The sequence below is a fragment of the Kitasatospora sp. NPDC093806 genome (genome assembly GCF_040683335.1).
GTDB lineage: Bacteria > Actinomycetota > Actinomycetes > Streptomycetales > Streptomycetaceae > Kitasatospora.
The window spans coordinates 1-18425 of record NZ_JBFBDO010000103.1; the positions used below are offsets into that span (position 1 = coordinate 1).

Sequence of the window (18425 nt, forward strand, 5' to 3'; positions counted from 1 at the left end):
CGCCCGCGCAGCCCACCCAGGCCCCGGCGCAGCCCGCCCAGCCGACGCAGGCCCCGCCCGCGCAGCCCTCGCAGGCACCCGCCCAGCCCGCGCAGCCGCCGGCCCAGCCGGCCCAGCCCGCGCAGCCCGCCGACAACGGCAACGACCCGCTGCCCAAGACGGTCAAGGCCCAGCCCCTCCCGCACCCGTACACCAAGCTCGGTGTGCACGGGAAGCTGTTCGCCGACAAGCCGGGCAGCGGCGCCGACGCCGCGGCCGGCCTGAACCACTACCAGTGCTCCGCCACCGTGGTCGCCGACCCGGCCCACCCCGGCAAGAGCAACCTGGTGTGGACCGCCGGCCACTGCGTCCACCAGGGCAAGGGCGGCGCCTACTTCAGCAACATCTCCTTCATCCCCGCCTTCAACAGCAACGGCGCCCTCAGCGGCGGCAAGAACGCCGACGAGTCCCAGTACGCCCCGCTCGGCATCTGGAGCGCCACCCAGGCGGTGACCTCCCCGCAGTGGAAGGCGGAGGGCGGCGACGGCGGCTCCCCGGCCACCCAGTACGACTTCGCGATCATCCGGGTGCAGCCCGCGGGCGGCAAGTCGCTGGAGGAGACGGTCGGCGGCGCCGTGCCGGTCTGGTTCAACGCCCCGCGCGACCAGCTGAGCGTCACCGAGTACGGCTACCCGGCGGCCCCGCCGTACGACGGCATGGAGCTCAACCGCTGCGAGAGCGGCAAGCCCAGCCGGATCTCCTACGACCCGACCCGCCCGCCGATGCTCGCCATCGGCTGCACCATGACCGGCGGTTCGAGCGGCGGCGGCTGGCTGGCCACCAAGGACGGCCAGCCGGCCCTGGTCAGCAACGTCTCGGTCGGCAAGCACACCGGTGACCCGCAGTACCAGGCCGGTCCGTACCTGGACGACGTCGCGGCCGGCGCGTACGACTTCATCTCCAAGAAGGGCTGACGCGCCGCGCCCACGCGCGAAACGGCCGCCCCCGCACGCTCCGGTGTGCGGGGGCGGCCGTCCGTCGTCGGCTCAGTCCAGGAACGCGCTGACGTCCAGGGCGGCCAGCCGGTCCGGGTCGGTGAGCACGTCGATCGCCACGATCGCGCCGCCCACCACGGTGAACGCCATGACCGACATCGTCCGGCCGTTGGCGCCGATCACCACCACGCCCGCGGCCCCGTTGATCAGCGCCGGGCGCGCGTACGGCGCCAGGCTGCGGAACATGACCGCCTGGCCCGCGACCGTCCCGGCCCCGCTGAGCACCACCGGACGGCGGTCGCGCAGCGTCGGCCCGTCCGCGCGCAGCACCACGTCCGGGTCGAGGACGGCGAGCAGCGCGTCGAGGTCCCCCTCCCGGGTGGCGGCGAAGAACGCGTCGACGGCCACCCGCTGGCGGGCCAGGTCCCGGTCCGGCGCGGGCGCCTGCCCCTGCACCTTGCGGCGGGCCCGGCTGGCCAGCTGACGGGTGGCGGGCGCGGTCTTCTCGATCAGCGGGGCGATCTCCTCGAACGGCACCGCGAACATGTCGTGCAGCACGAAGGCCACCCGCTCGGCGGGCGACAGCGATTCCAGCACCACCATCAGCGCCAGCCCGACCGAGTCGGCGAGCAGCACCTCCTGCTCCGGGTCCACCACGTCCGCGCGCCGGAGCAGCGGGTCCGGTATCCGCGACACCTCGACGGCGCCGCCGCCCGCCTCGGCCCGCGACTCGAAGGACTCCTCGCGGCGCTGGGCCCGCGCGCGCAGCTGGTTGAGGCAGAGCCGGCTGACCACGGTGGTCAGCCAGCCGCCGAGGTTCTCCACGTCGGTGGTGTCGGTGCGGTCGTAGCGCAGCCAGGTGTCCTGGACGGCGTCCTCGGCCTCGCTGATCGAGCCGAGCATCCGGTAGGCGACGGCCCGCAGGTGCGGGCGGTGCGCCTCGAAGAGCTCCGCCGACCCCGATCCCGCCGACCCGGCGGTGTCCGCCGACCCCGCGGTGTCGTCCGGTGCCGTCGGAAAAACTTTCTCGTCCACCCGTGTCACATTCCTTCGTCGCCGAGGGTCAAAGCTCCGGAAGCACGAACCTAGCGGCTCCCTCCGGAAGATCAACTTCCGGCGGCCGGGGCCCGTACGGCGAAACGGAGAGAACCATGACGAACCCGACGAAGATCGATCCGACCGCCCCCGTCCTGGTGACCGGCGGCACCGGAACCCTCGGCGCCCACGTCCTGCCGCTGCTGCGCGCGGCCGGCCGCGAGGTCCGCGTCCTCACCCGCAACCCCCGCCCCGCGGCCGACGGCGTCCACTACGTGGCCGGCGACCTGCTCCAGGGCGAGAACGGCGAGGGCGTCGACGCGGCGCTCGACGGCGTCCAGGTGGTGCTGCACCTGGCCGGCGACGCCAAGCACGACGAGCAGACCACCCGCAACCTGGTCGCCGCCGCCAAGCGGGCCGGCGTGCGGCACCTCGTCTACATCTCGGTGATCGCCGCCGACGAGGTGCCGCTCGGCTACTTCCGCGCCAAGCACGCCGCCGAGCGGATCGTCGCCGGCTCGGGCGTCCCGTTCACCACGCTGCGCGCCGCCCAGTTCCACGACCTGGCGCTCAAGACGGCGGCCGCGATGGCCAAGCTGCCCGTGGTCCCGGCCCCGGGCGCCGTCCGCTGGGAGCCGGTGGACGCGCGGGAGGTCGCCGCCCGGCTGGTCGAACTGGCCCTGGCCGCCCCCGCCGGCCGCGTCCCGGACCTGGCCGGACCGGCCGTCCGCACCCTCCCCGACCTGGTCCGCGACTACCTCGGGGCGGTCGGCAAGCGCCGCCCGATGCTGCCGGTGCGGGTGCCCGGCGGGATGGGCCGCGCCTACCGGGCCGGCGCCAACCTCGCCCGGGCCGGGGCCGACCACGGCACCCGCACCTGGGAGGCGTTCCTGGCGGAGCGGGTCACCGGCCGGTAACCCGCTCGGCTCAGGCCCAGCTGACGACGGCCGGCTCGCCCGTCTTCGCCGCCGCGACCACCGCCTCGGTGGTGACCACCTTGGCGAACCGGAACGCGTGCAGCGAGGTCCGGGTGGCGCGGGCGAGCTCGGCGGCGGGGACGGTGACGCCGTCGGGGCCGGTCAGGTCGAAGGCGTGCATCGCGTCGACCGGGAAGATCGCGTCGTAGCCCAGGTTCCCCGCCATCCGGGCGGTGGTCTCCACGCAGATGTTGGTGACGATCCCGACCACCACCACCTGCCGGCCGCCCCGCTCCTGCAGCCAGGCGTGCAGGTCGGGGGTGCCGTAGAAGGCGCTGTTCACCGTCTTGGTGATGTGCAGGTCGGGCTCGACCGCCGCCATGAAGTCCTTCAGCTCGTACCCGGGCGTGCCCGGCGTCAACGGGCCGCTCTGCGAGGCGTGCTGGACGGTCACGAGCGGCCGCCCGGTGGCCTGCCAGGCGTCGATCAGCTCGCCGATCCGCTCCTCGGCCCGCGGGTTGTCGCGCTGCCCCCAGTAGGCGTAGTCCTCGAAGCCCTTCTGGACGTCGATGACAACCAGGACGGCGTCGGAGTCGATGGTGAGCGGGGCGTCGAAAGCGCTGGTGTTCGTCATGCGTCCATCCTGCGGCGGGCCCGGACGATCATGTGAGTGGCGCCGCGGCCACCCATCGATACGATCCTGCCAACACCTTCGACGGCGGAGACAAGGGGGAGCGGCCATGCGCACGGTGGGATGTCTGATCTTCGACGGCGTCCGGGCCTTCGACTACGCGGTGATCTGCGAGATCTGGCGCAACCGGTCCAGCCGCCCCGGCCTGCCCCCGTTCGACCTGCGGGTCTGCGGCCCCGCCGGCCACCGGGTCCGGCTCGGCAGCGGGCTCGAACGGGTCCCGGACTTCGACCTGGACGCGCTCGCCGACTGCGACCTGGTCGTCGTCCCCGGCACCGAGCGGCCCACCGAGCCGCGCGACCCGGCCGTGCTCGACGCCCTGCGCGCCGCCCACGCCCGCGGCACCACCGTCGCCTCGCTCTGCGCGGGCGCCTTCGTCCTCGCCGAGGCCGGCCTGCTGGACGGCCGCGCGGCCACCACGCACTGGGCCTACGCGGACGAACTGGCCCGCCGCTACCCCTTGGTGGACGTCCGGCCCGAAGTGCTGTTCATCGGCGAGGAACCGCTCTGGACCTCCGCCGGGGAGGCGGCCGGCATCGACCTGTGCCTGCACCTGGTGCGTGCCGCCCACGGCGAGCGGGCCGCCGCGACCATCGCCCGCTCGATGGTCACCGCGCCGTTCCGCTCCGGCGGCCAGGCCCAGTTCATCCCCTCCCCGGTCCCGGAGAACGCCGACGCGCAGACGGACGATCCGCTGGCCCGCGTCCGCACCGAGGTCCTGGCCGCCCTGGACACCCCCTGGACGGTCCGCCGGATGGCCGGCCTCGCCCTGATGTCCGAACGATCCTTCGCCCGCCGCTTCGTCGCCGGCACCGGCACCACCCCGCTCCGCTGGCTCCTCGACCAGCGGATCCTCACCGCCCAGCGCCTCTTGGAGGACACCGACCTCCCGGTCGACACCATCGCCGTCCACTGCGGCTTCGGCTCCGCCGTCTCCCTCCGCCCACCCTTCACCACCCGCCTCGGCGTCCCCCCACGCGAATACCGCCGCACCTTCCGCGGCAAGGACGGGGACTGACCCGGGCGGGTCGTCTTCTGGTCAGCCGCGCCCGTTCTCGATGCGGGGGGTGAGGCCGTCGAGGAGGTTGGCGAGGCCGAACTCGAAGAGGGCGTCGAGGTTGAGGTCGTAGCCGTCCGAGAGCTCGGCCATCATCCGGGTGAAGACCGGGAAGCGGCCGGTGCCGGCGAGGGGGGCGAAGGCGGCGAGGCGGGTGTCGGTCCACTGTTCGCCGGTGAGGCCGGTGGAGTCCTGGGCCTGGGCCTCGCGTTCGAGGTTGACGGCGATGCCCTCGATGTAGCTGTACAGCAGGACGTGGATGTCCAGCACGGTCGTGGTGTCCAGGCCGTGGCCGTCCAGCGCGGCGAGCGCCCACTCGGCGTGGGCGAGCAGGTTGGGGAGCAGCAACGGGCGGGTGACGGGGGTGAGTTGGGCGAGCCAAGGGTGGCGGCGGAACAGCGTCCAGAGGGTGCGGGCGCCGAGTTCCAGGCGGGGGCGCCAGCCGGCGGGCGGTTCGGCGGGGTAGGAGGCCTCGCCGAAGGCGGCGTCGGCGGTCAGCAGGACGAGTTCGTCCTTGCTGGTGACGTACCGGTACGCGGACATCGCGGAGACGCCGAGCCGGGCGGCGACGGCGCGCATCGAGAGGGCGGCCAGGCCCTCCGCGTCGGCGAGCTCCAGGGCCGCCCGGACCAGCCGCTCGCGGCTCAACTCTCCCTCGGGGGTGGTCGGTTGCTTCGGCGCTCTCGGCTGGGCGGGTTCGGCGACCACGGTGCCGACCCGGGGGCGGGCCTCGACCAGGCCCTCCAGGCGCAGCACGGTCAGCGCTTTGGTGGCGGTGGCCAGGGCGACGCCCCAGTCCTGGGCGATCCGCCGGGTCGAGGGCACCCGGGCGCCGGGGGCGAGCTCCCCGGTGGCGATCCGGCGCCGGAGCTCGGCGGCGATGCGCCGGAAGGGCGGGTCGGTCTCGGGAGCCATGGTGCCTCTTCTTGTGCGATCTCAGGATCTGTACTAGCTCAGACCCTACCAGGGAGGTTGCCCGTCCGGAGCCCGCTGTACTAGCTCAGAAACCGCTCTGACCTGCGGATTCACCCCTTGCGCAGCTCTGAATTTACGTCGTACATTCAGATCGCTTACAGCGTACGTGCCGCCCGGTCGACCGACCGGCGCACCGACCCAGGGGGAGCCCTCATGCAGAACGTCCTCGTCTCCGGCGGCGGCATCGCCGGCACCGTCCTCGCCCACCGGCTGGCCCGGCACGGCTTCGCCCCGACCGTCGTCGAACTCGCCCCCGCCCCGCGCACCGGCGGCCAGGCGATCGACATCCGCGGCGTCGCCCTCGACGTCATCGACCGGATGGGCCTCACCGGGCCGGTCCGCGCCGTCCGCACCCGGATGCGCGGCATGTCCGTCCTCGACGCCGACGGCACCGAGATCCACCGCGACACCGAGACGACGTTCAGCAGCGGCCGCCTCGACGGCGACGACGTCGAGCTGCTGCGCACCGACCTGATCGCGATCCTGCACGAACACACCCCGGACGGCGTCGAGTTCATCCACGGCGACAGCGTCACCGGGCTCCGCGAGGACGAGCACGGCGTGCACGTCACCTTCGCGCACGGCCGGCCGCGCACCTTCGACCTGGTGGTCGGCGCCGACGGCCTCCACTCCCGGGTGCGCCGGCTGGCCTTCGGCCCGGAGGAGGAGTTCCTGCGCCCGCTCGGCACCCATGTCGCGGTCTTCAGTGCCGACAACTTCCTCGGCCTGGAGGACTGGCAGCTCTGGCAGCGCGACGGCGACGCCGGCTACGGCATCTACCCGGTCCGCGACAACCGCGAACTGCGGATCACCTTCGGCTGGGCCGGCGACGAGCCCACCGAGCGGGACCCGGAGGCGGTACGGAAGCGAGTCGCCGAACGGATGGCCGCGTGCCGCTGGGAGCGGACCCGCCTGCTGGACGCCCTGCACCGCTCGACCGACCTCTACGCCGACGTGATGGCGCAGATCCACCTCGACACCTGGTCCACCGGCCGCGTCGCCCTGGTCGGCGACGCCGGCTACTGCGCCTCCCCGCTCTCCGGCCAGGGCACCAGCCTCGCCCTGGTCGGCGCCCACGTCCTCGCCGCCGAACTCGCCCACGCCCGCACCACCGGCACCGACCACCACACCGCCTTCGCCCACTACGAGCGCCGCATGCGCCCCTTCGTCACCCTCAACCAGGCCCTCGCCACCGAGAACCCCGGCGGCCCGGCCTCGGAGGAGTCCGTCGACCACGCCAAGAACGCGATCACCCTGGACCGTAATTGACCCATCATTTCGGGTCGGAAATGAACCATTCAGGTGGTCTCTGGGATGACTAGATTGATCATTACGAGGTCGCGGCAGGGAGCCGGGGCCGAACGATGTGGGGGAGAACCGCCCGTGAACGCCACCGTCGGACCGCTGAAGCCGCTGCTGACCCGTGCCGCCACCGCCGAGACCACCAGCGACCCGAGCAGTGTGATGACGCTGCTCGCCGACTGCGGCACCGACGGGAGTCCGATCACCAGCTACCGGTCCACGTTCGCCGAGGGCGCGGTCGGGGCGCCGGCGCACTTCCACACCCGGGCCTCGGAGCTGTTCTTCGTGATCGGGGGCTCGCTCCAGGTGCTGGTGGAGGAGAAGGTGGAGGTCCTGGAGGCCGGGGACTTCCTGCTCGTCCCGCCGCACACCGCGCACGCCTTCGCCGCCGCCCCCGGCTCCGCGGCCGATGTGCTGTTCGTCTTCACCCCGGGCATGCCGCGCTTCGACTACCTGCGGCTGCTCGGCCGGGTGATGCGCGGCGAGGCGAGCCCGCAGGAGATCAAGGACTCCTCCGAGCTGTACGACAACCACTACGTGGACAGCCCGCTCTGGCGCGCCACCCTGGAGGCCGCGGCCGCCGCCCAGTGATCAGCGGCGGTTGTGGAAGTGCGTGTCCGGGAAGTCGGCGGGCGCGCGCAGGACGAGGGCGGCCAGCATCGGCCAGTAGGCGGACACGCCGGCGAGGACGATGCAGCCCGTCTCGTGGGGGAGCCGGGGCAGCCAGGCGCTGAAGCAGTCCTCGCGCTCGTGGACGTGGACCGGGAGGTCGAGCGAACCGAGGCGCAGCTCGCGGCTGAGGTAGGGCGTGCCGGCGAAGGGCTCGGTGGAGCGCCCGCTGTTGGCCAGGAAGTTCCACAGCTCCTGCTCGGCGTCCAGCAGTTGCGGGCGCACCGGCCCCGGTGGCGGGCGGTAGGTGGACACCGTGGCGACCGACTCGCCGTCGGACAGGTGGTAGTCGACGTCGATCTGGCAGACGAACCCGTTCGAGGACTGCCGCCCCATCGTGACGCCCCAGTCGGCGGGCGCGTCCCGCAGGACGGCCACCTCCTCGCCGAACGCCAGCGCCGTCTCCCGGTCGGTCGGGATGCGGAAGCCGGGCGGGGGATCGCTGCGGAACATCGGTGCCTCCTCGAACAGGACTGCGGCGGAGGGGTGTTGGAGAAGCGCGCCCAAGCAGGCTACCCGTCGGCCGCCCCGGCGGAGCACGCGAGGGCGTCGGTCAGCCAGTCGAACGCCGCCCCGGGCCTCGCCCCGGACCTTGCCCCCGACGCGGGCGCGACGCTCGCCCGCCGCCAGAAACCGATCAGCGCCGCACGGACGGCGCCCCCGTTCGGCACGGCGGCCGGCAGGTCCAGCCGGGCGCCCCGCTCGGCCGGTCCGGCCTCCTCGACCGCGCGCAGCGAGGCCTGCCGCCACGCCAGGTCCGCGAGCCGTCCATCGAGCGCGGCCCGCTCCGCCGCGACGACCTCCGCCACCGACCGCTCGCCGTCCAGCACCAGCCGGACGGCGGGCAGCCCGAGCCCCAGCCCGCGCAGCCGCCGGACCATCGGGTGCATGCGGTACCACCGGGGCTGTCGGTCTACACCGACGCGGCGTCGAGGCCAAGGAAACCCGGCTCGGCGGCCCCGCGGCGAGCCGGACCAGGACTCAACTGGATGTCGACACCAGGCCTGCTTCGTAGGCGGCGATGACGAGTTGGACCCGGTCGCGGGCATCGAGCTTGGTCAACAGACGGGCCACATGGGTCTTGACGGTGGCGGGGCCGATGAAAAGCTGAGCGGCGATCTCACTGTTGGACATACCGCGCCCGACCAGGGTCAGCACCTCGCGCTCTCGTCCGGTGATGCCGTCGATCTGCCGACTCTGCGATGGGGGTGGTCCTCCCGGCCGGAGGCTGGAAGAGGATTCGGGCCGCCGGGCGAACTCCTCGATGAGGCGGCGGGTGACGCTCGGCGCGATCAGGGCATCGCCGGCGGCGACCACGCGGATCGCCGCGATGATGTCCACCAGTGCCATGTCCTTGACCAGGAACCCGCTCGCACCGGCGCGCAGCGAGGCGTAGACGTTGTCGTCGTCGTCGAAGGTGGTCAGGACGACGACACGCGTCGTCTCGGAGCTCGCCGTGATGATTCGGGTGGCTTCGATGCCGTCCATGCCGGGCATGCGGATGTCCATCACCACGACATCGGGCTCAAGGTCCGATGCCAGCTCGACCGCCTGCGCGCCCGTTCCGGCCTCGCCCAGGATGTCGAGGTCCGGGCTGTCGGCGATGACCATGCTCAGCCCGGCGCGTACCAGTTCTTGGTCGTCGGCGAGCACGATACGGATCGTCATGCCGGCAGCCTAGCCGCCACCCGGAAGCCGCCTTCGGGCCTGGACCCGGCGCTGAACCGGCCGTTCAGCCGGGCAACCCGCTCGCGCATCCCGGAGATCCCATAGCCTGTCCCCGCTGCCGCACCGGGGCGCTCAGCGCCGCGTCCGTCGTCGACGACCTCGATAGCCAGTTCCTCGTCCCGATACTCCACGGACACCTGGCAGCGGCGGGTGCCTGAGTGGCGCACCACGTTGGTGACCGATTCCTGGATGATCCGGAAGGCGGCCAGGTCGATCTCGGGGGGCAATGGGCGCCGCTGCCCCAGCCAGTGCACCTCCACCCGGACTCCGGCGTCGGCCGTCGTCTCGGCCAACCGGTCGACCGCTTCCAATCCCGCTGCCGGAGCGGCTCTCGCCGGATCCGCTTCCGCTTGGTGCAGCGCGCCGAGCATGCGTCGCAGTCCTGCCAGTGTCTCGCGGCTGGTGGTCTCGATGGCGTTCAGCGCCTTGCGTGCTCCGGCCGGTTGGGTGTCGATGACCAGGTTTGCCGCGCCGGCCTGGATCGCGATGACTCCGATGTTGTGGGCGACTATATCGTGCAGTTCGCGGGCGATCCGCAGCCGTTCGGCGACCACCGCCCGGGCCGCAGCCTCCGCGTGCAAGGCCTCTCTGTGGTCGCGCCGCTGGCGCATCGAGTTGCCGATCATCCAGGCGACGACGACAGTCATGGCGGCGCCCGACACCTCGGAGAGGACGTCACTGACCGTCTCGGTTCCCCGGGGCACGGTCAGCCACGTACCGACGAAGGCGCCGGCCCAGACGGTCAGCACGATACCGGCGGCCGCGATGCCGGTTCGGCGCGACCGGGTGGCCGCGATGTAACAGATCAGAATATCCATGGCCGGGAACAGTGGCCACGTCCGCTCCGTGAGCAGCATGAGCGCGGTCGACTCGGCGAGCATCAGCCCGAGGACCGGTAGCGGCCGGCGGCGGGCCACTCCGATCGGCAATGCCAGGACGACGGCCACGCCCACCCCGGCCCAAAGCCCCCAGCCGAGGAAGGGTTCCGGGGAACGGTAGAAGAAGACGTTCATCGCGGTGAACAGCACCAGCGCGAACAGGCCGGCCGCACACCGGGTGACCGCCGCCCAGACGCCCGGCGGTATCCGTCTCAGCAGCGGGAGCCGCGGCATTCCTTGATCCACCGGTCGATCGTAGCCATCCGGTCCGCGGCCGGGCGTCCCCCCGGGAGCGTACGCCCCCGGGGGGAGGTGGCCGGTTCGGGAAGTCCGCCGGTGACCGGACGCCGTACGGGGCCGGCTTGAGACACCGTTGGGCAGGTGATCGACATCGACCAACTCACCAAGCGCTACGGCAGCGTCGTGGCCGTGGACGGCCTGACCTTCACCGTGCGGCCTGGGCGGGTGACCGGGTTCCTCGGCCCCAATGGTGCAGGTAAGAGCACCACGCTTCGTATGCTCCTGGGGCTGAACGCCCCCACGAGGGGCACCGCCACCATCGACGGCCGCCCGTTCGGCGAGTTCGGCACCGGGCTGCGCCACGTCGGCGCCCTGCTGGATGCCAATGACGTCCACAAGGGACGCACCGCGAACGGGCATCTGGCTGCCCTGGCCTGCAGCAACGGCCTGCCCAGGCGTCGGGTCCAGGAGGTCCTGGAGACGGTCGGCCTGGGCGAGGCGGGCAGTCGGCGGATCGGCGGGTTCTCCCTCGGCATGCGGCAGCGCCTGGGCATCGCCGCCGCCCTGCTCGGTGACCCGCCCGTCCTGCTCTTCGACGAGCCGGTCAACGGCCTGGACCCGGAGGGCATCCGGTGGGCGCGCGAGCTGTTCCGCCGCCTGGCCGGTGAGGGTCGGACCGTGTTCGTCTCCAGCCACCTGATGAGCGAGATGGCGAACACCGCCGACCACCTCATCGTCATTGGAGGCGGCCGGCTGATCGCCGACGAGCCGGCCGGCGACTTCGCCGCCCGTGCAGCCAATGCCGGCGTCACCGTACGTACCCCCGACCCGGACGCCTTGGCGGGGGCCCTCCGCAACGCCGGCGCGTCGGTGCTGGCGGAGTCCCGGGGCACCCTCAGTGTCACCGGCCTGACTGCGGCCCGCGTCAACGAGCTCGCCTTCACCCACCGCGTCATGGTCCACGAAGTCATCGCCCATGGCGGATCGCTGGAAGACGCGTTCATGCAACTGACCGCCGACAGCGTTCAATACCGCGCCGGAGACCCCCGATGACCACACCCGCCACCTCACCCACGGCCACCGACCGGTCCGCTGTCGGGGCTCCTCCGCGCTGGCGCGACCTGCTCGGCGCCGAATGGATCAAGCTCTGCTCACTGCGCTCGACCTTGATCGTGCTGGCCTGCATCGTCGTCCTCGCCTGGTACGTCGCCTACGACGGCGCCAACCAGGCCTACACCGCCTGGCCGGGCTTCGAGGACGACTTCAAGCAGATCTTCGACCCCGGGCACGAAACCCTCTACCCCCCGGCGTATCTCCTCCTCATGACCGTTGCCGGCGCGATCGGCGCGCAGACCGTGGTCGGCGAACACGCCAATGGGCTGATCCGCACGACGTTCATCGCCGTGCCGGCCCGCAGCCGAGTGGTGCTGGCCAAGGCCGCCGTCGTGACGGCCGCGCTGACGGTCGTCGGCCTGCTCGTCGGCGTCGGCTCCTGGGGCATCGCCATGGCAATCTACTCGGACCGCATCACCGCGTTCTCTTGGACCACCCCCGGCCTGCCAGGCCTCCTCGCGGCAGTCGTGATCACGTTCCCGGTGTCCGGTCTCATCGGGATGGCTGTCGGCACGCTTATCCGCAACGGCCCGGTCACCGTCTTCGTCCTCTTCGTCAACTTCATGATCGTGCCGATGGGCCTGCTGGCGCCCGACGACAAGCTGCTGCACACCGGCAACTTCTTCGAGCAGGTGAGCAACGCGCTGCCGTTCTCCGCGTTCCTCCAGCTCACACACATCGGATCCGGGCACATCGTCGGCTACCACCCGTCCGACACGGAGGCGTGGATCGCGCTCCCCGTCTGGGGCATTGTCTCCTGCGTCATCGCTGTGACGGTCCTCCGCCACCGCGACGTATGAGCACACGAAGCCCCGCTACCGGCAGAGACGGCAAGCCGGCGCGTTGAATGAGTCGGACGGCGGACCTGCCGACGGCAGCCCCGCGTGCTCACCGCAGGTAGTGGCCTGGAGAGCAGGCACCCGCGCCGAGCCCTTTGAGATGCCCGCCGGAGTCAGCTACCGGTCCATTGCCGCCGCAAACGTCGCTGGACCGACAGCCAGGGGCACGACACGGCCGGGCGGAAGACGCAGCGCGCCCCCGGTCTCCGAAATGGGAGCGCCGGCCGGCGCCGGTGGACGCGGACGCCGATGTGGTGGTGGCGGCCGCGCCGGCGGACCTCCTGCTATCGCGGGACTGATCGCCGAGGGCGCCGCCCGAGACTTCCACCATGCGGAGGCGTGTGATAAGAAGTGAGCCAAAATCCTCAAGTGCGTTGACCACGGGGGAACCTGATGGATGCACAGGTAATGAACGAGCTGGTCCCGGTGCTCGCCGCAGTCGCCACGGGAGCGGCCACCGAGGTGGGCCGGGACGCCGCCCAGAGCTCCGCGTCCCGGCTGCGGCAACTGATCCGGCGCTGGCGCGATCGCGGGGGCGACGACGCCACGCAGGCGGCCCCGACGGAGCAGGACGAGCAGCAGGTGCGGGAGTTGATCCTGGAGGCGCTGCGCGAGGATCCGACGCTGGCGGCCGAACTCACCCGCTTCCACACGGTGAACATCCACGTCGAAAAGGGCACCGCATTCGCGGGCGACAACAACGGAGAGATCAACCTCACCATCAACTAGATCCGGCCGAAAACCCTTGAAACTCCTGAGCGTGATCGGAGTCGGATTCGGCGGCGACAACCGCGGCTCCGTCACCGTCAACATCCTCGGAATTCCCCTACTGGCATGGGTGATCCTCGGCTTGGCCATCGCCACCGGCGACTCGGCCCGGCCTCCGGAGCGGCACCAGCCGGCCCCGCCGGTCCCGCGGGTCGAGGTCCGGCTGGCCGGCGGTGAGAAGTGGGTCGGGCCCACCCCCATGAAGAACGGCGAGTCCCGCACACTCGACTTCGCCACCGCCGAATCGCGCAAGTACCTGGTGCTGAGCCTGGGCCTGGTCAGCGACCGACCCAACGACCCCGTCTGCCAACGACACGCGAAAGCCGACGTCGCCCTGGTGTCCGGGGCGGTGCCCTACACCGTCGTCTCCCACAACCAGTCGGTGACCATCCCGCTCCCCGGCGGCACGCTCGGGAAGTTCGTCGTGACGCTGACCGTCGACGCCGGCTGCCGGATGAACATCACCGTCATCACCGCCATCCTCACCGACGAACCCGTCGGTGCCCACTGAGGCAAAGGAGTCCCGGTGCGGGGCGCACTTCGAACCTGGCTCGCCGGCGTCCTGTCGGGGACGCTGCTGTCGCTGTCCGGTTGCGGCGGCGGCACCCCGGTGCCCGACATCACCCCGCCGATTTCCGTCAACAGTGGCAGCAGCAGTCCGCCGTCGATCTTCCAGCAGGACACGGTGCGGATCGGCGTGAAGAACAACCAGCCGGGGACCAGCATGCAGACCCCGACCCACGGGTGGATCGGGTTCGACGTGCTTCTCGGCGAGCAGCTGGTCCGGCGCCTGGGAAAGCCCGGCATCGACCCCCCGCGCTTCGGCGACGTGACCTCCGGCGAGCGCGAGGCCGTCCTGACCAGCGGCGGGGAGGACCTGGTGATCGCCTCCTACTCCATCACCCCCAAGCGGACGGACGTGGTCTACTTCGCCGGCCCGTACGCGACGACCTACCAGGGCTTCCTGGTGCACGCCGGCGACGCCTGGCTCAACAGCCTGGACGACCTCAAGGGCCGGACGGTGTGCAGCTGGGGCGGCACCACCTCGCAGGACGAGTTGGTGCTCCAGTCGCAGGTCAAGGGCTACACCGTGATGTCGAAGACCGACGCGGAGAGCTGCCGGGTGGAGCTGGAGGAGCACCGCGCCGACGCCGTCTCCACCGACCAGCTGATCCTCTACGGCCTGGCGAACGCGTTCCCTGGGCTGGCGGTCGCCCCGAAGGTGACGATCGGCGTCCCCAACGTCTACGGCGTGGGCATCAAGAAGGAGCGGTACGAGGACTGCCTCCGGATCCGCGACTTCCTCAAGGGCTACGTGTTCAGCAGCGACTGGCTCCAGGACTTCAGGAACTCGCTGCCGACCGCCGGAAAGCCCGAGAGCTACCTCCCGAAGCCCACCGACATCGACGCGATGTCGTGCAAGGCCCTGCCGCATCAGGACCAGGTGGTCCAGGCCCCGACCCCCTCGGAGACCCCTGTTCCGAGTGAATCCGCCACCCCGACCGAGTCCGCCACCGCCACTCCGACCCCGACCGAGTCCGCGACCCCGACCGCGTCCGCCGCTCCCAATGAATCCTGACCGGTCGCCGGCGCAGGGGCTCGGGACGGGCCGGACGAGCGGGGTGGACGGCGTGCTGAGGGGCGCCGTCCACCCCGCTCAAGTGCGGTGTGACGGTCAGGCGTTGGCGCAGATCACGTAGACGCTGATGCCGACGCTGCTGTAGCCCGGCTGGTGGCCGATGCCGACCCAGCCGGTGCCGTCGTCGGTCGGGAAGCTGCCGTTCAGGACGGACGCGGTGCCCTGGGCCTCGGCGCCGCCGCCGATGGCGCGCTTGCCGGCCGGGCAGGAGACCGTCCGGCGCTGGAAGTTGGGCACGTTGGCGTTGGGCAGCTTGATCAGCTGGTAGCCGTCGATGGCGCGGACGGCGGCGTCGCGGGCCGGGGGGTTGTCGGAGGTGACGTCGTTCGCGTTGGCCTGCACGGCCCAGCCCGCTCCGGCGGCGAGCGCCACCGTCAGCAGACCCGCCCCGAGCGCGTGCGTGCTCCGCAGCTTCATGAGTTCCCTTTCCGGGGATGCGGCGGGTCCGTCGGTTCGAACCCGCACCGGATGGGTCATCGGCCGTTTGGCGGTAGGGAGTTGAGCCAAACCCCACTTTGGGGGGAACTTGGCGCTTCAGACGGCGAGGAGGTCGGCGGCCGCCCCGAACGCGAGCTCGGTGAAACCGGGCGCGGGTGCGATCAGCGCCCAGACGAACTTGCCGACCCCGCCCGCGCGTGGACAGCAACCCCACTTCTCGGCAAGCTCGTTGACGAGGAGGAGCCCGCGTCCGTGCTCGCCGTCGAGGGCGGGGGCGCGGCGGAGGGAGGGGCGCCCGCTGCCGGCGTCGTGGACTTCGAGGCGGAGCCGGTCGGAGACGAGCGCGAAGCGGATCTCGACCAGCCGGTCCGTCGGCGCGTCGGTGTGCAGGACGGCGTTCGCGAACAGCTCGCCGAGCAGCAACTCGGCGATGTCGGAGTACCGTTCGCCGCGCGGCATCCCGGCGAGATAGGCGCGGAGCATGTGCCGGGCGAGGGGGGTGGATTCGACGCGGGAGGCGAGGCGGGCGGCGAACTCGCGGGGCCGGCGGGTGGTGTGGTTCGTGGGCATGCGGAGGCCTCCGGGGTGAGGGGGGAGTGGAACAGGCTCGCGAATGGGGCGCGCGATTCACGCTGAGCGAGCGAATAACTGCGTTACGCCATCAATGATGGGGGGCCTGTGGGTAGCGTGACGTCCAATTCGTGGTGCATCGAGGGCTGTCACAAGGAGGGGGACGGGCGTGTCACATCGGAAGACCAGCGTCGTGCCGACGCAGAGCCCGGCGGTGATGTTCGGTGAGGCGGTCCGGTTCGCCCGGCAGCGGGCGGGCTACACCCAGGAGGAGTTGGGGAAGCTCCTGCACTGCGACCGCACGGCGGTGACCCGGTTCGAGGGCGGGCGTCGGCCGATGCACATCGACACCGTGGCGGCGTGTGACCAGATCCTGGACACGGGCGGCCTGCTGCTCACGCTCTGGGGGCGGGTGGACTGGCAGGCGGACCTCGACCACCCCGATTGGTTCCAGAAGTACGCCGAACTGGAGGAAGAGGCGGCGAGTATCCGAGCGATTCAGTACTGCCGGGTCAATGGTCTCCTGCAGAGCGAGGAATACGCCCGCGCGATCTTCAGCCTCGGTAAGGCCCGCCACAACCCCAAGTTGCTGGATGAGAGGGTGGCCGCCCGGATGGGTAGGCAGAGGCGCTTCCTGACCCCCGACGGGCCGGTGCTGTTGGTGGTGCTCCATGAGAGCGCCATTCGGACGGTCGTCGGTGGGCCCGGCGTGATGGCGAGGCAGATGAAGCATCTGCTTGCTGTGAGTGAGCGATCGAACATCTTCATCCAGGTGTCGCCGTTCTCCCGCCCGGTGACGAAGATGCCCACCACCTCCCTGTTCCTGCTTCTGCTACCGGATGGGAAGGAATGGGTCTACTCGGAGAGCCTGTATCGCGGGCACTTCAGTGACGCTCCGTCAATCGTCAATGATGCCAGACGCGACTTCGATCTCGTGCGTGGAGAGGTACTCTCGATCGGCGACTCGCGAGCCCTGATCGCCGATGTGATGGAGGAGTACCAACTTGAAGAACGTCGACTTCAGGACGTCCGCCTGGCGCAAGAGCAGCTACAGCGGGGACAACGCGGGCGAGTGCATCGAGGTGGCCCCCGGATTCACCGGCCTCGTCCCGGTGCGTGACTCCAAGGACCCCGCCGGACCCGTCCTCCTCTTCCCTTCCACCTCCTGGCAGTCCTTCCTCTCCGCCCTCCGATCCGGTCACTTCCCGTCCTGACCGTTCCACCTCGGTCGTTTCCGGTCAGTACCGATCTCCTCCGATGTGGTGCGTGATCGGACCCCTACCGTCGCCCGCATGGCACTGGTACCCCGTATCGACGTCTCCACCTCCCTCCGGGAAGCCGCGGCGGAGCCCACCCCCGAGGAACTCGCCGACCTGGTGGCCTCCCTCGCCTCCGACGTCCTCTTCGCCACACCACTCGGCTCCGCCGCCGGCCGCGCGCCCGATGTCGTCTGGCGGCTCGACGGTGGCGAGGCCGCCGTCTACTACGCCGACGGCCGCCGGGACCTCCGGAAACCGTTCCTCTTCGCCGACGGTTTCGACTACGGGCCCAGCGACCTCCCCGCCCTCTTCGCCCACTTCAACACCCCCTGCGAGGACGGCGAGCCGGGCTTCTTCGACCGACTCCTCGCCGCCGGGTTCGACGTGGTCCTGATCGGCTTCCAGGAGCGGCACACCTACCTCCAGCACAACGCCGAGGTCGCGATCCAGGCGATCCTCCGCGCCGTCGCCGAACGCGAGGGCGACGAGCCGCTGACCGTCGGCGGGGTCAGCATGGGCGGCATCGTCACCCGCTACGCGCTCGCCAAGCTGGAGCACGACCGGGTGGACCACCAGACCGCCACCTACCTCTCCTACGACTCCCCGCACAACGGCGCCTGGATCCCGCTGATCCTCCAGCAGCTCGCCTACTTCTTCGAGAACCTCTCGCCCGCCGAGCCGTCCCAGGCCGCCCTGATCCGCAGCCCGGCCGCCCGACAGCTGCTCTGGGCCTGGGTGCCGGACTCCGGCTACTCGGGCGCGGTCGCCACCGCGAGTGAGCTGCGCAAGGAGTTCCTCGCCGACCTCGCCCGGATCGGCGACTACCCGCAGCTCCCGCGCAAGCTGGGCGTCTCCAACGGGCGCGGCGACGGCGTCGGTCGCCCGCTGCCGGCCGGCGAGATCGCCTTCGACTGGCAGACGCTGATCGCCGGCGCCACCGCCCGCTTCCAGCCCGTCCGGGGCACGGAGCAGCGGATCGGCGGCATGCACTTCGGCCTCACCCTCCGCCGCTCCGCCACCACCGAGGTCCCGGCGCTGGACGGCGTGCCCGGCGGGACCCTGGACTCCTTCGGCAAGGTCGCGGACACGCTCAAGGCGAAGATCGACGAGGAGCACCGCAGCAGCGCCTTCGTCCCGGCGGTCAGCGCGGCGGCCCTCACCTTCGACCCGGTGAAGTGGAACGTCGACCCGAACATCGACATCGGTGTCCTCGGTATCGAGCACTCCCACCTCGACGACATCGCCTTCGACACCGAGAACAACCCGCACGGCGCGGTCTCCCCGGTCCTCGTCGACTGGATCCTCGACCACCTCACCCGCTGACCTGCGCACC

Annotated in this window: 22 protein-coding genes; 13 read left to right on the forward strand and 9 right to left on the reverse strand. The window is 71.5% G+C overall.

Features of this window, described 5'->3' with window-relative positions:
* On the forward strand, positions 1–953 hold a 953-nt coding region (locus AB0N76_RS32065; RefSeq protein WP_363563181.1), incomplete at its 5' end, for a hypothetical protein.
* Between the two features lie 72 nt (positions 954–1025).
* Here AB0N76_RS32065 and AB0N76_RS32070 read toward each other — a convergent pair.
* Complete coding sequence (locus tag AB0N76_RS32070; RefSeq protein ID WP_363563183.1) at positions 1026–2009, reverse strand: sigma-70 family RNA polymerase sigma factor; 984 nt, start codon at positions 2007–2009, stop codon at positions 1026–1028.
* A 116-nt stretch (positions 2010–2125) separates the two neighbouring features.
* Here AB0N76_RS32070 and AB0N76_RS32075 point away from each other — a divergent pair, with 116 nt between their 5' ends.
* Positions 2126–2926 carry an NAD(P)H-binding protein gene (locus AB0N76_RS32075; RefSeq protein WP_363563185.1) on the forward strand — a complete coding sequence of 267 codons (801 nt, stop codon included), beginning with the start codon at positions 2126–2128 and terminating at the stop codon, positions 2924–2926.
* Positions 2927–2936: 10 nt separating this feature from the next.
* Here the strand turns inward: AB0N76_RS32075 and AB0N76_RS32080 are convergent, their stop codons facing one another.
* Positions 2937–3560 carry a cysteine hydrolase family protein gene (locus AB0N76_RS32080; protein WP_363563187.1) on the reverse strand — a complete coding sequence of 208 codons (624 nt, stop codon included), beginning with the start codon at positions 3558–3560 and terminating at the stop codon, positions 2937–2939.
* 106 nt (positions 3561–3666) lie between these two features.
* On the opposite strand from AB0N76_RS32080, the gene AB0N76_RS32085 reads away from it, so the two are divergent.
* Entirely contained in the window at positions 3667–4635 is a 969-nt protein-coding gene (locus AB0N76_RS32085) for a helix-turn-helix domain-containing protein (protein WP_363563189.1), read from the forward strand.
* A 21-nt stretch (positions 4636–4656) separates the two neighbouring features.
* Here the strand turns inward: AB0N76_RS32085 and AB0N76_RS32090 are convergent, their stop codons facing one another.
* Positions 4657–5589, reverse strand: coding sequence for a TetR/AcrR family transcriptional regulator C-terminal domain-containing protein (locus tag AB0N76_RS32090; RefSeq protein ID WP_363563191.1), 933 nt, complete (start codon positions 5587–5589; stop codon positions 4657–4659).
* Positions 5590–5802: 213 nt separating this feature from the next.
* Between AB0N76_RS32090 and AB0N76_RS32095 the strand changes: the two genes are divergently transcribed.
* Both AB0N76_RS32095 and AB0N76_RS32100 read left to right on the forward strand, forming a co-directional pair.
* Positions 5803–6918 (forward strand): FAD-dependent monooxygenase, encoded by a 1116-nt coding sequence (locus AB0N76_RS32095; RefSeq protein ID WP_363563193.1) that lies wholly within the window; start codon positions 5803–5805, stop codon positions 6916–6918.
* A gap of 114 nt (positions 6919–7032) precedes the next feature.
* On the forward strand, positions 7033–7542 hold the full coding sequence (locus AB0N76_RS32100) for a cupin domain-containing protein (RefSeq protein WP_363563195.1): 510 nt from the start codon (positions 7033–7035) through the stop codon (positions 7540–7542).
* On the opposite strand, the gene AB0N76_RS32105 is transcribed toward AB0N76_RS32100, so the two are convergent.
* The 4 genes from AB0N76_RS32105 to AB0N76_RS32120 all read right to left on the reverse strand — a co-directional run bounded on the left by AB0N76_RS32105 (position 7543) and on the right by AB0N76_RS32120 (position 10472).
* Positions 7543–8073: a hypothetical protein gene (locus AB0N76_RS32105; protein ID WP_363563197.1), complete on the reverse strand. Its 531-nt coding sequence runs from the start codon at positions 8071–8073 to the stop codon at positions 7543–7545.
* Between the two features lie 59 nt (positions 8074–8132).
* Entirely contained in the window at positions 8133–8510 is a 378-nt protein-coding gene (locus AB0N76_RS32110; RefSeq protein ID WP_363563199.1) for a hypothetical protein, read from the reverse strand.
* Positions 8511–8601: 91 nt separating this feature from the next.
* Positions 8602–9288 carry a response regulator transcription factor gene (locus AB0N76_RS32115; RefSeq protein WP_363563201.1) on the reverse strand — a complete coding sequence of 229 codons (687 nt, stop codon included), beginning with the start codon at positions 9286–9288 and terminating at the stop codon, positions 8602–8604.
* Positions 9285–10472, reverse strand: coding sequence for a sensor histidine kinase (locus tag AB0N76_RS32120; RefSeq protein WP_363563203.1), 1188 nt, complete (start codon positions 10470–10472; stop codon positions 9285–9287). The genes AB0N76_RS32115 and AB0N76_RS32120 overlap by 4 nt, the downstream gene beginning before the upstream one ends.
* Before the next feature lie 135 nt (positions 10473–10607).
* On the opposite strand from AB0N76_RS32120, the gene AB0N76_RS32125 reads away from it, so the two are divergent.
* The 5 genes from AB0N76_RS32125 to AB0N76_RS32145 all read left to right on the forward strand — a co-directional run bounded on the left by AB0N76_RS32125 (position 10608) and on the right by AB0N76_RS32145 (position 14765).
* Positions 10608–11519, forward strand: a complete 912-nt coding sequence (locus tag AB0N76_RS32125) for an ATP-binding cassette domain-containing protein (RefSeq protein ID WP_363563205.1) — start codon at positions 10608–10610, stop codon at positions 11517–11519.
* Positions 11516–12379 carry an ABC transporter permease subunit gene (locus AB0N76_RS32130; RefSeq protein WP_363563207.1) on the forward strand — a complete coding sequence of 288 codons (864 nt, stop codon included), beginning with the start codon at positions 11516–11518 and terminating at the stop codon, positions 12377–12379. The genes AB0N76_RS32125 and AB0N76_RS32130 overlap by 4 nt, the downstream gene beginning before the upstream one ends.
* 447 nt (positions 12380–12826) lie before the next feature.
* On the forward strand, positions 12827–13147 hold the full coding sequence (locus tag AB0N76_RS32135; protein WP_363563209.1) for a hypothetical protein: 321 nt from the start codon (positions 12827–12829) through the stop codon (positions 13145–13147).
* 31 nt (positions 13148–13178) lie between these two features.
* Positions 13179–13697 carry a hypothetical protein gene (locus AB0N76_RS32140; RefSeq protein WP_363563211.1) on the forward strand — a complete coding sequence of 173 codons (519 nt, stop codon included), beginning with the start codon at positions 13179–13181 and terminating at the stop codon, positions 13695–13697.
* 15 nt (positions 13698–13712) lie between these two features.
* Positions 13713–14765, forward strand: coding sequence for a transporter substrate-binding domain-containing protein (locus AB0N76_RS32145; RefSeq protein WP_363563213.1), 1053 nt, complete (start codon positions 13713–13715; stop codon positions 14763–14765).
* A gap of 96 nt (positions 14766–14861) precedes the next feature.
* On the opposite strand, the gene AB0N76_RS32150 is transcribed toward AB0N76_RS32145, so the two are convergent.
* Both AB0N76_RS32150 and AB0N76_RS32155 read right to left on the reverse strand, forming a co-directional pair.
* Positions 14862–15242, reverse strand: a complete 381-nt coding sequence (locus AB0N76_RS32150) for a hypothetical protein (protein WP_363563215.1) — start codon at positions 15240–15242, stop codon at positions 14862–14864.
* A gap of 117 nt (positions 15243–15359) precedes the next feature.
* Positions 15360–15833 carry an ATP-binding protein gene (locus AB0N76_RS32155; RefSeq protein WP_363563217.1) on the reverse strand — a complete coding sequence of 158 codons (474 nt, stop codon included), beginning with the start codon at positions 15831–15833 and terminating at the stop codon, positions 15360–15362.
* Positions 15834–16002: 169 nt separating this feature from the next.
* Between AB0N76_RS32155 and AB0N76_RS32160 the strand changes: the two genes are divergently transcribed.
* The 3 genes from AB0N76_RS32160 (at position 16003) to AB0N76_RS32170 (ending at position 18415) form a co-directional block, all read left to right on the forward strand.
* Positions 16003–16953 (forward strand): helix-turn-helix transcriptional regulator, encoded by a 951-nt coding sequence (locus tag AB0N76_RS32160; protein WP_363563219.1) that lies wholly within the window; start codon positions 16003–16005, stop codon positions 16951–16953.
* Positions 16916–17047 (forward strand): DUF397 domain-containing protein, encoded by a 132-nt coding sequence (locus tag AB0N76_RS32165; protein WP_363563221.1) that lies wholly within the window; start codon positions 16916–16918, stop codon positions 17045–17047. Before AB0N76_RS32160 ends, AB0N76_RS32165 begins: the two co-directional genes overlap by 38 nt.
* A 78-nt stretch (positions 17048–17125) precedes the next feature.
* Positions 17126–18415, forward strand: a complete 1290-nt coding sequence (locus AB0N76_RS32170) for a hypothetical protein (RefSeq protein ID WP_363563223.1) — start codon at positions 17126–17128, stop codon at positions 18413–18415.
* The last annotated feature ends 10 nt before the right edge of the window (positions 18416–18425 follow it).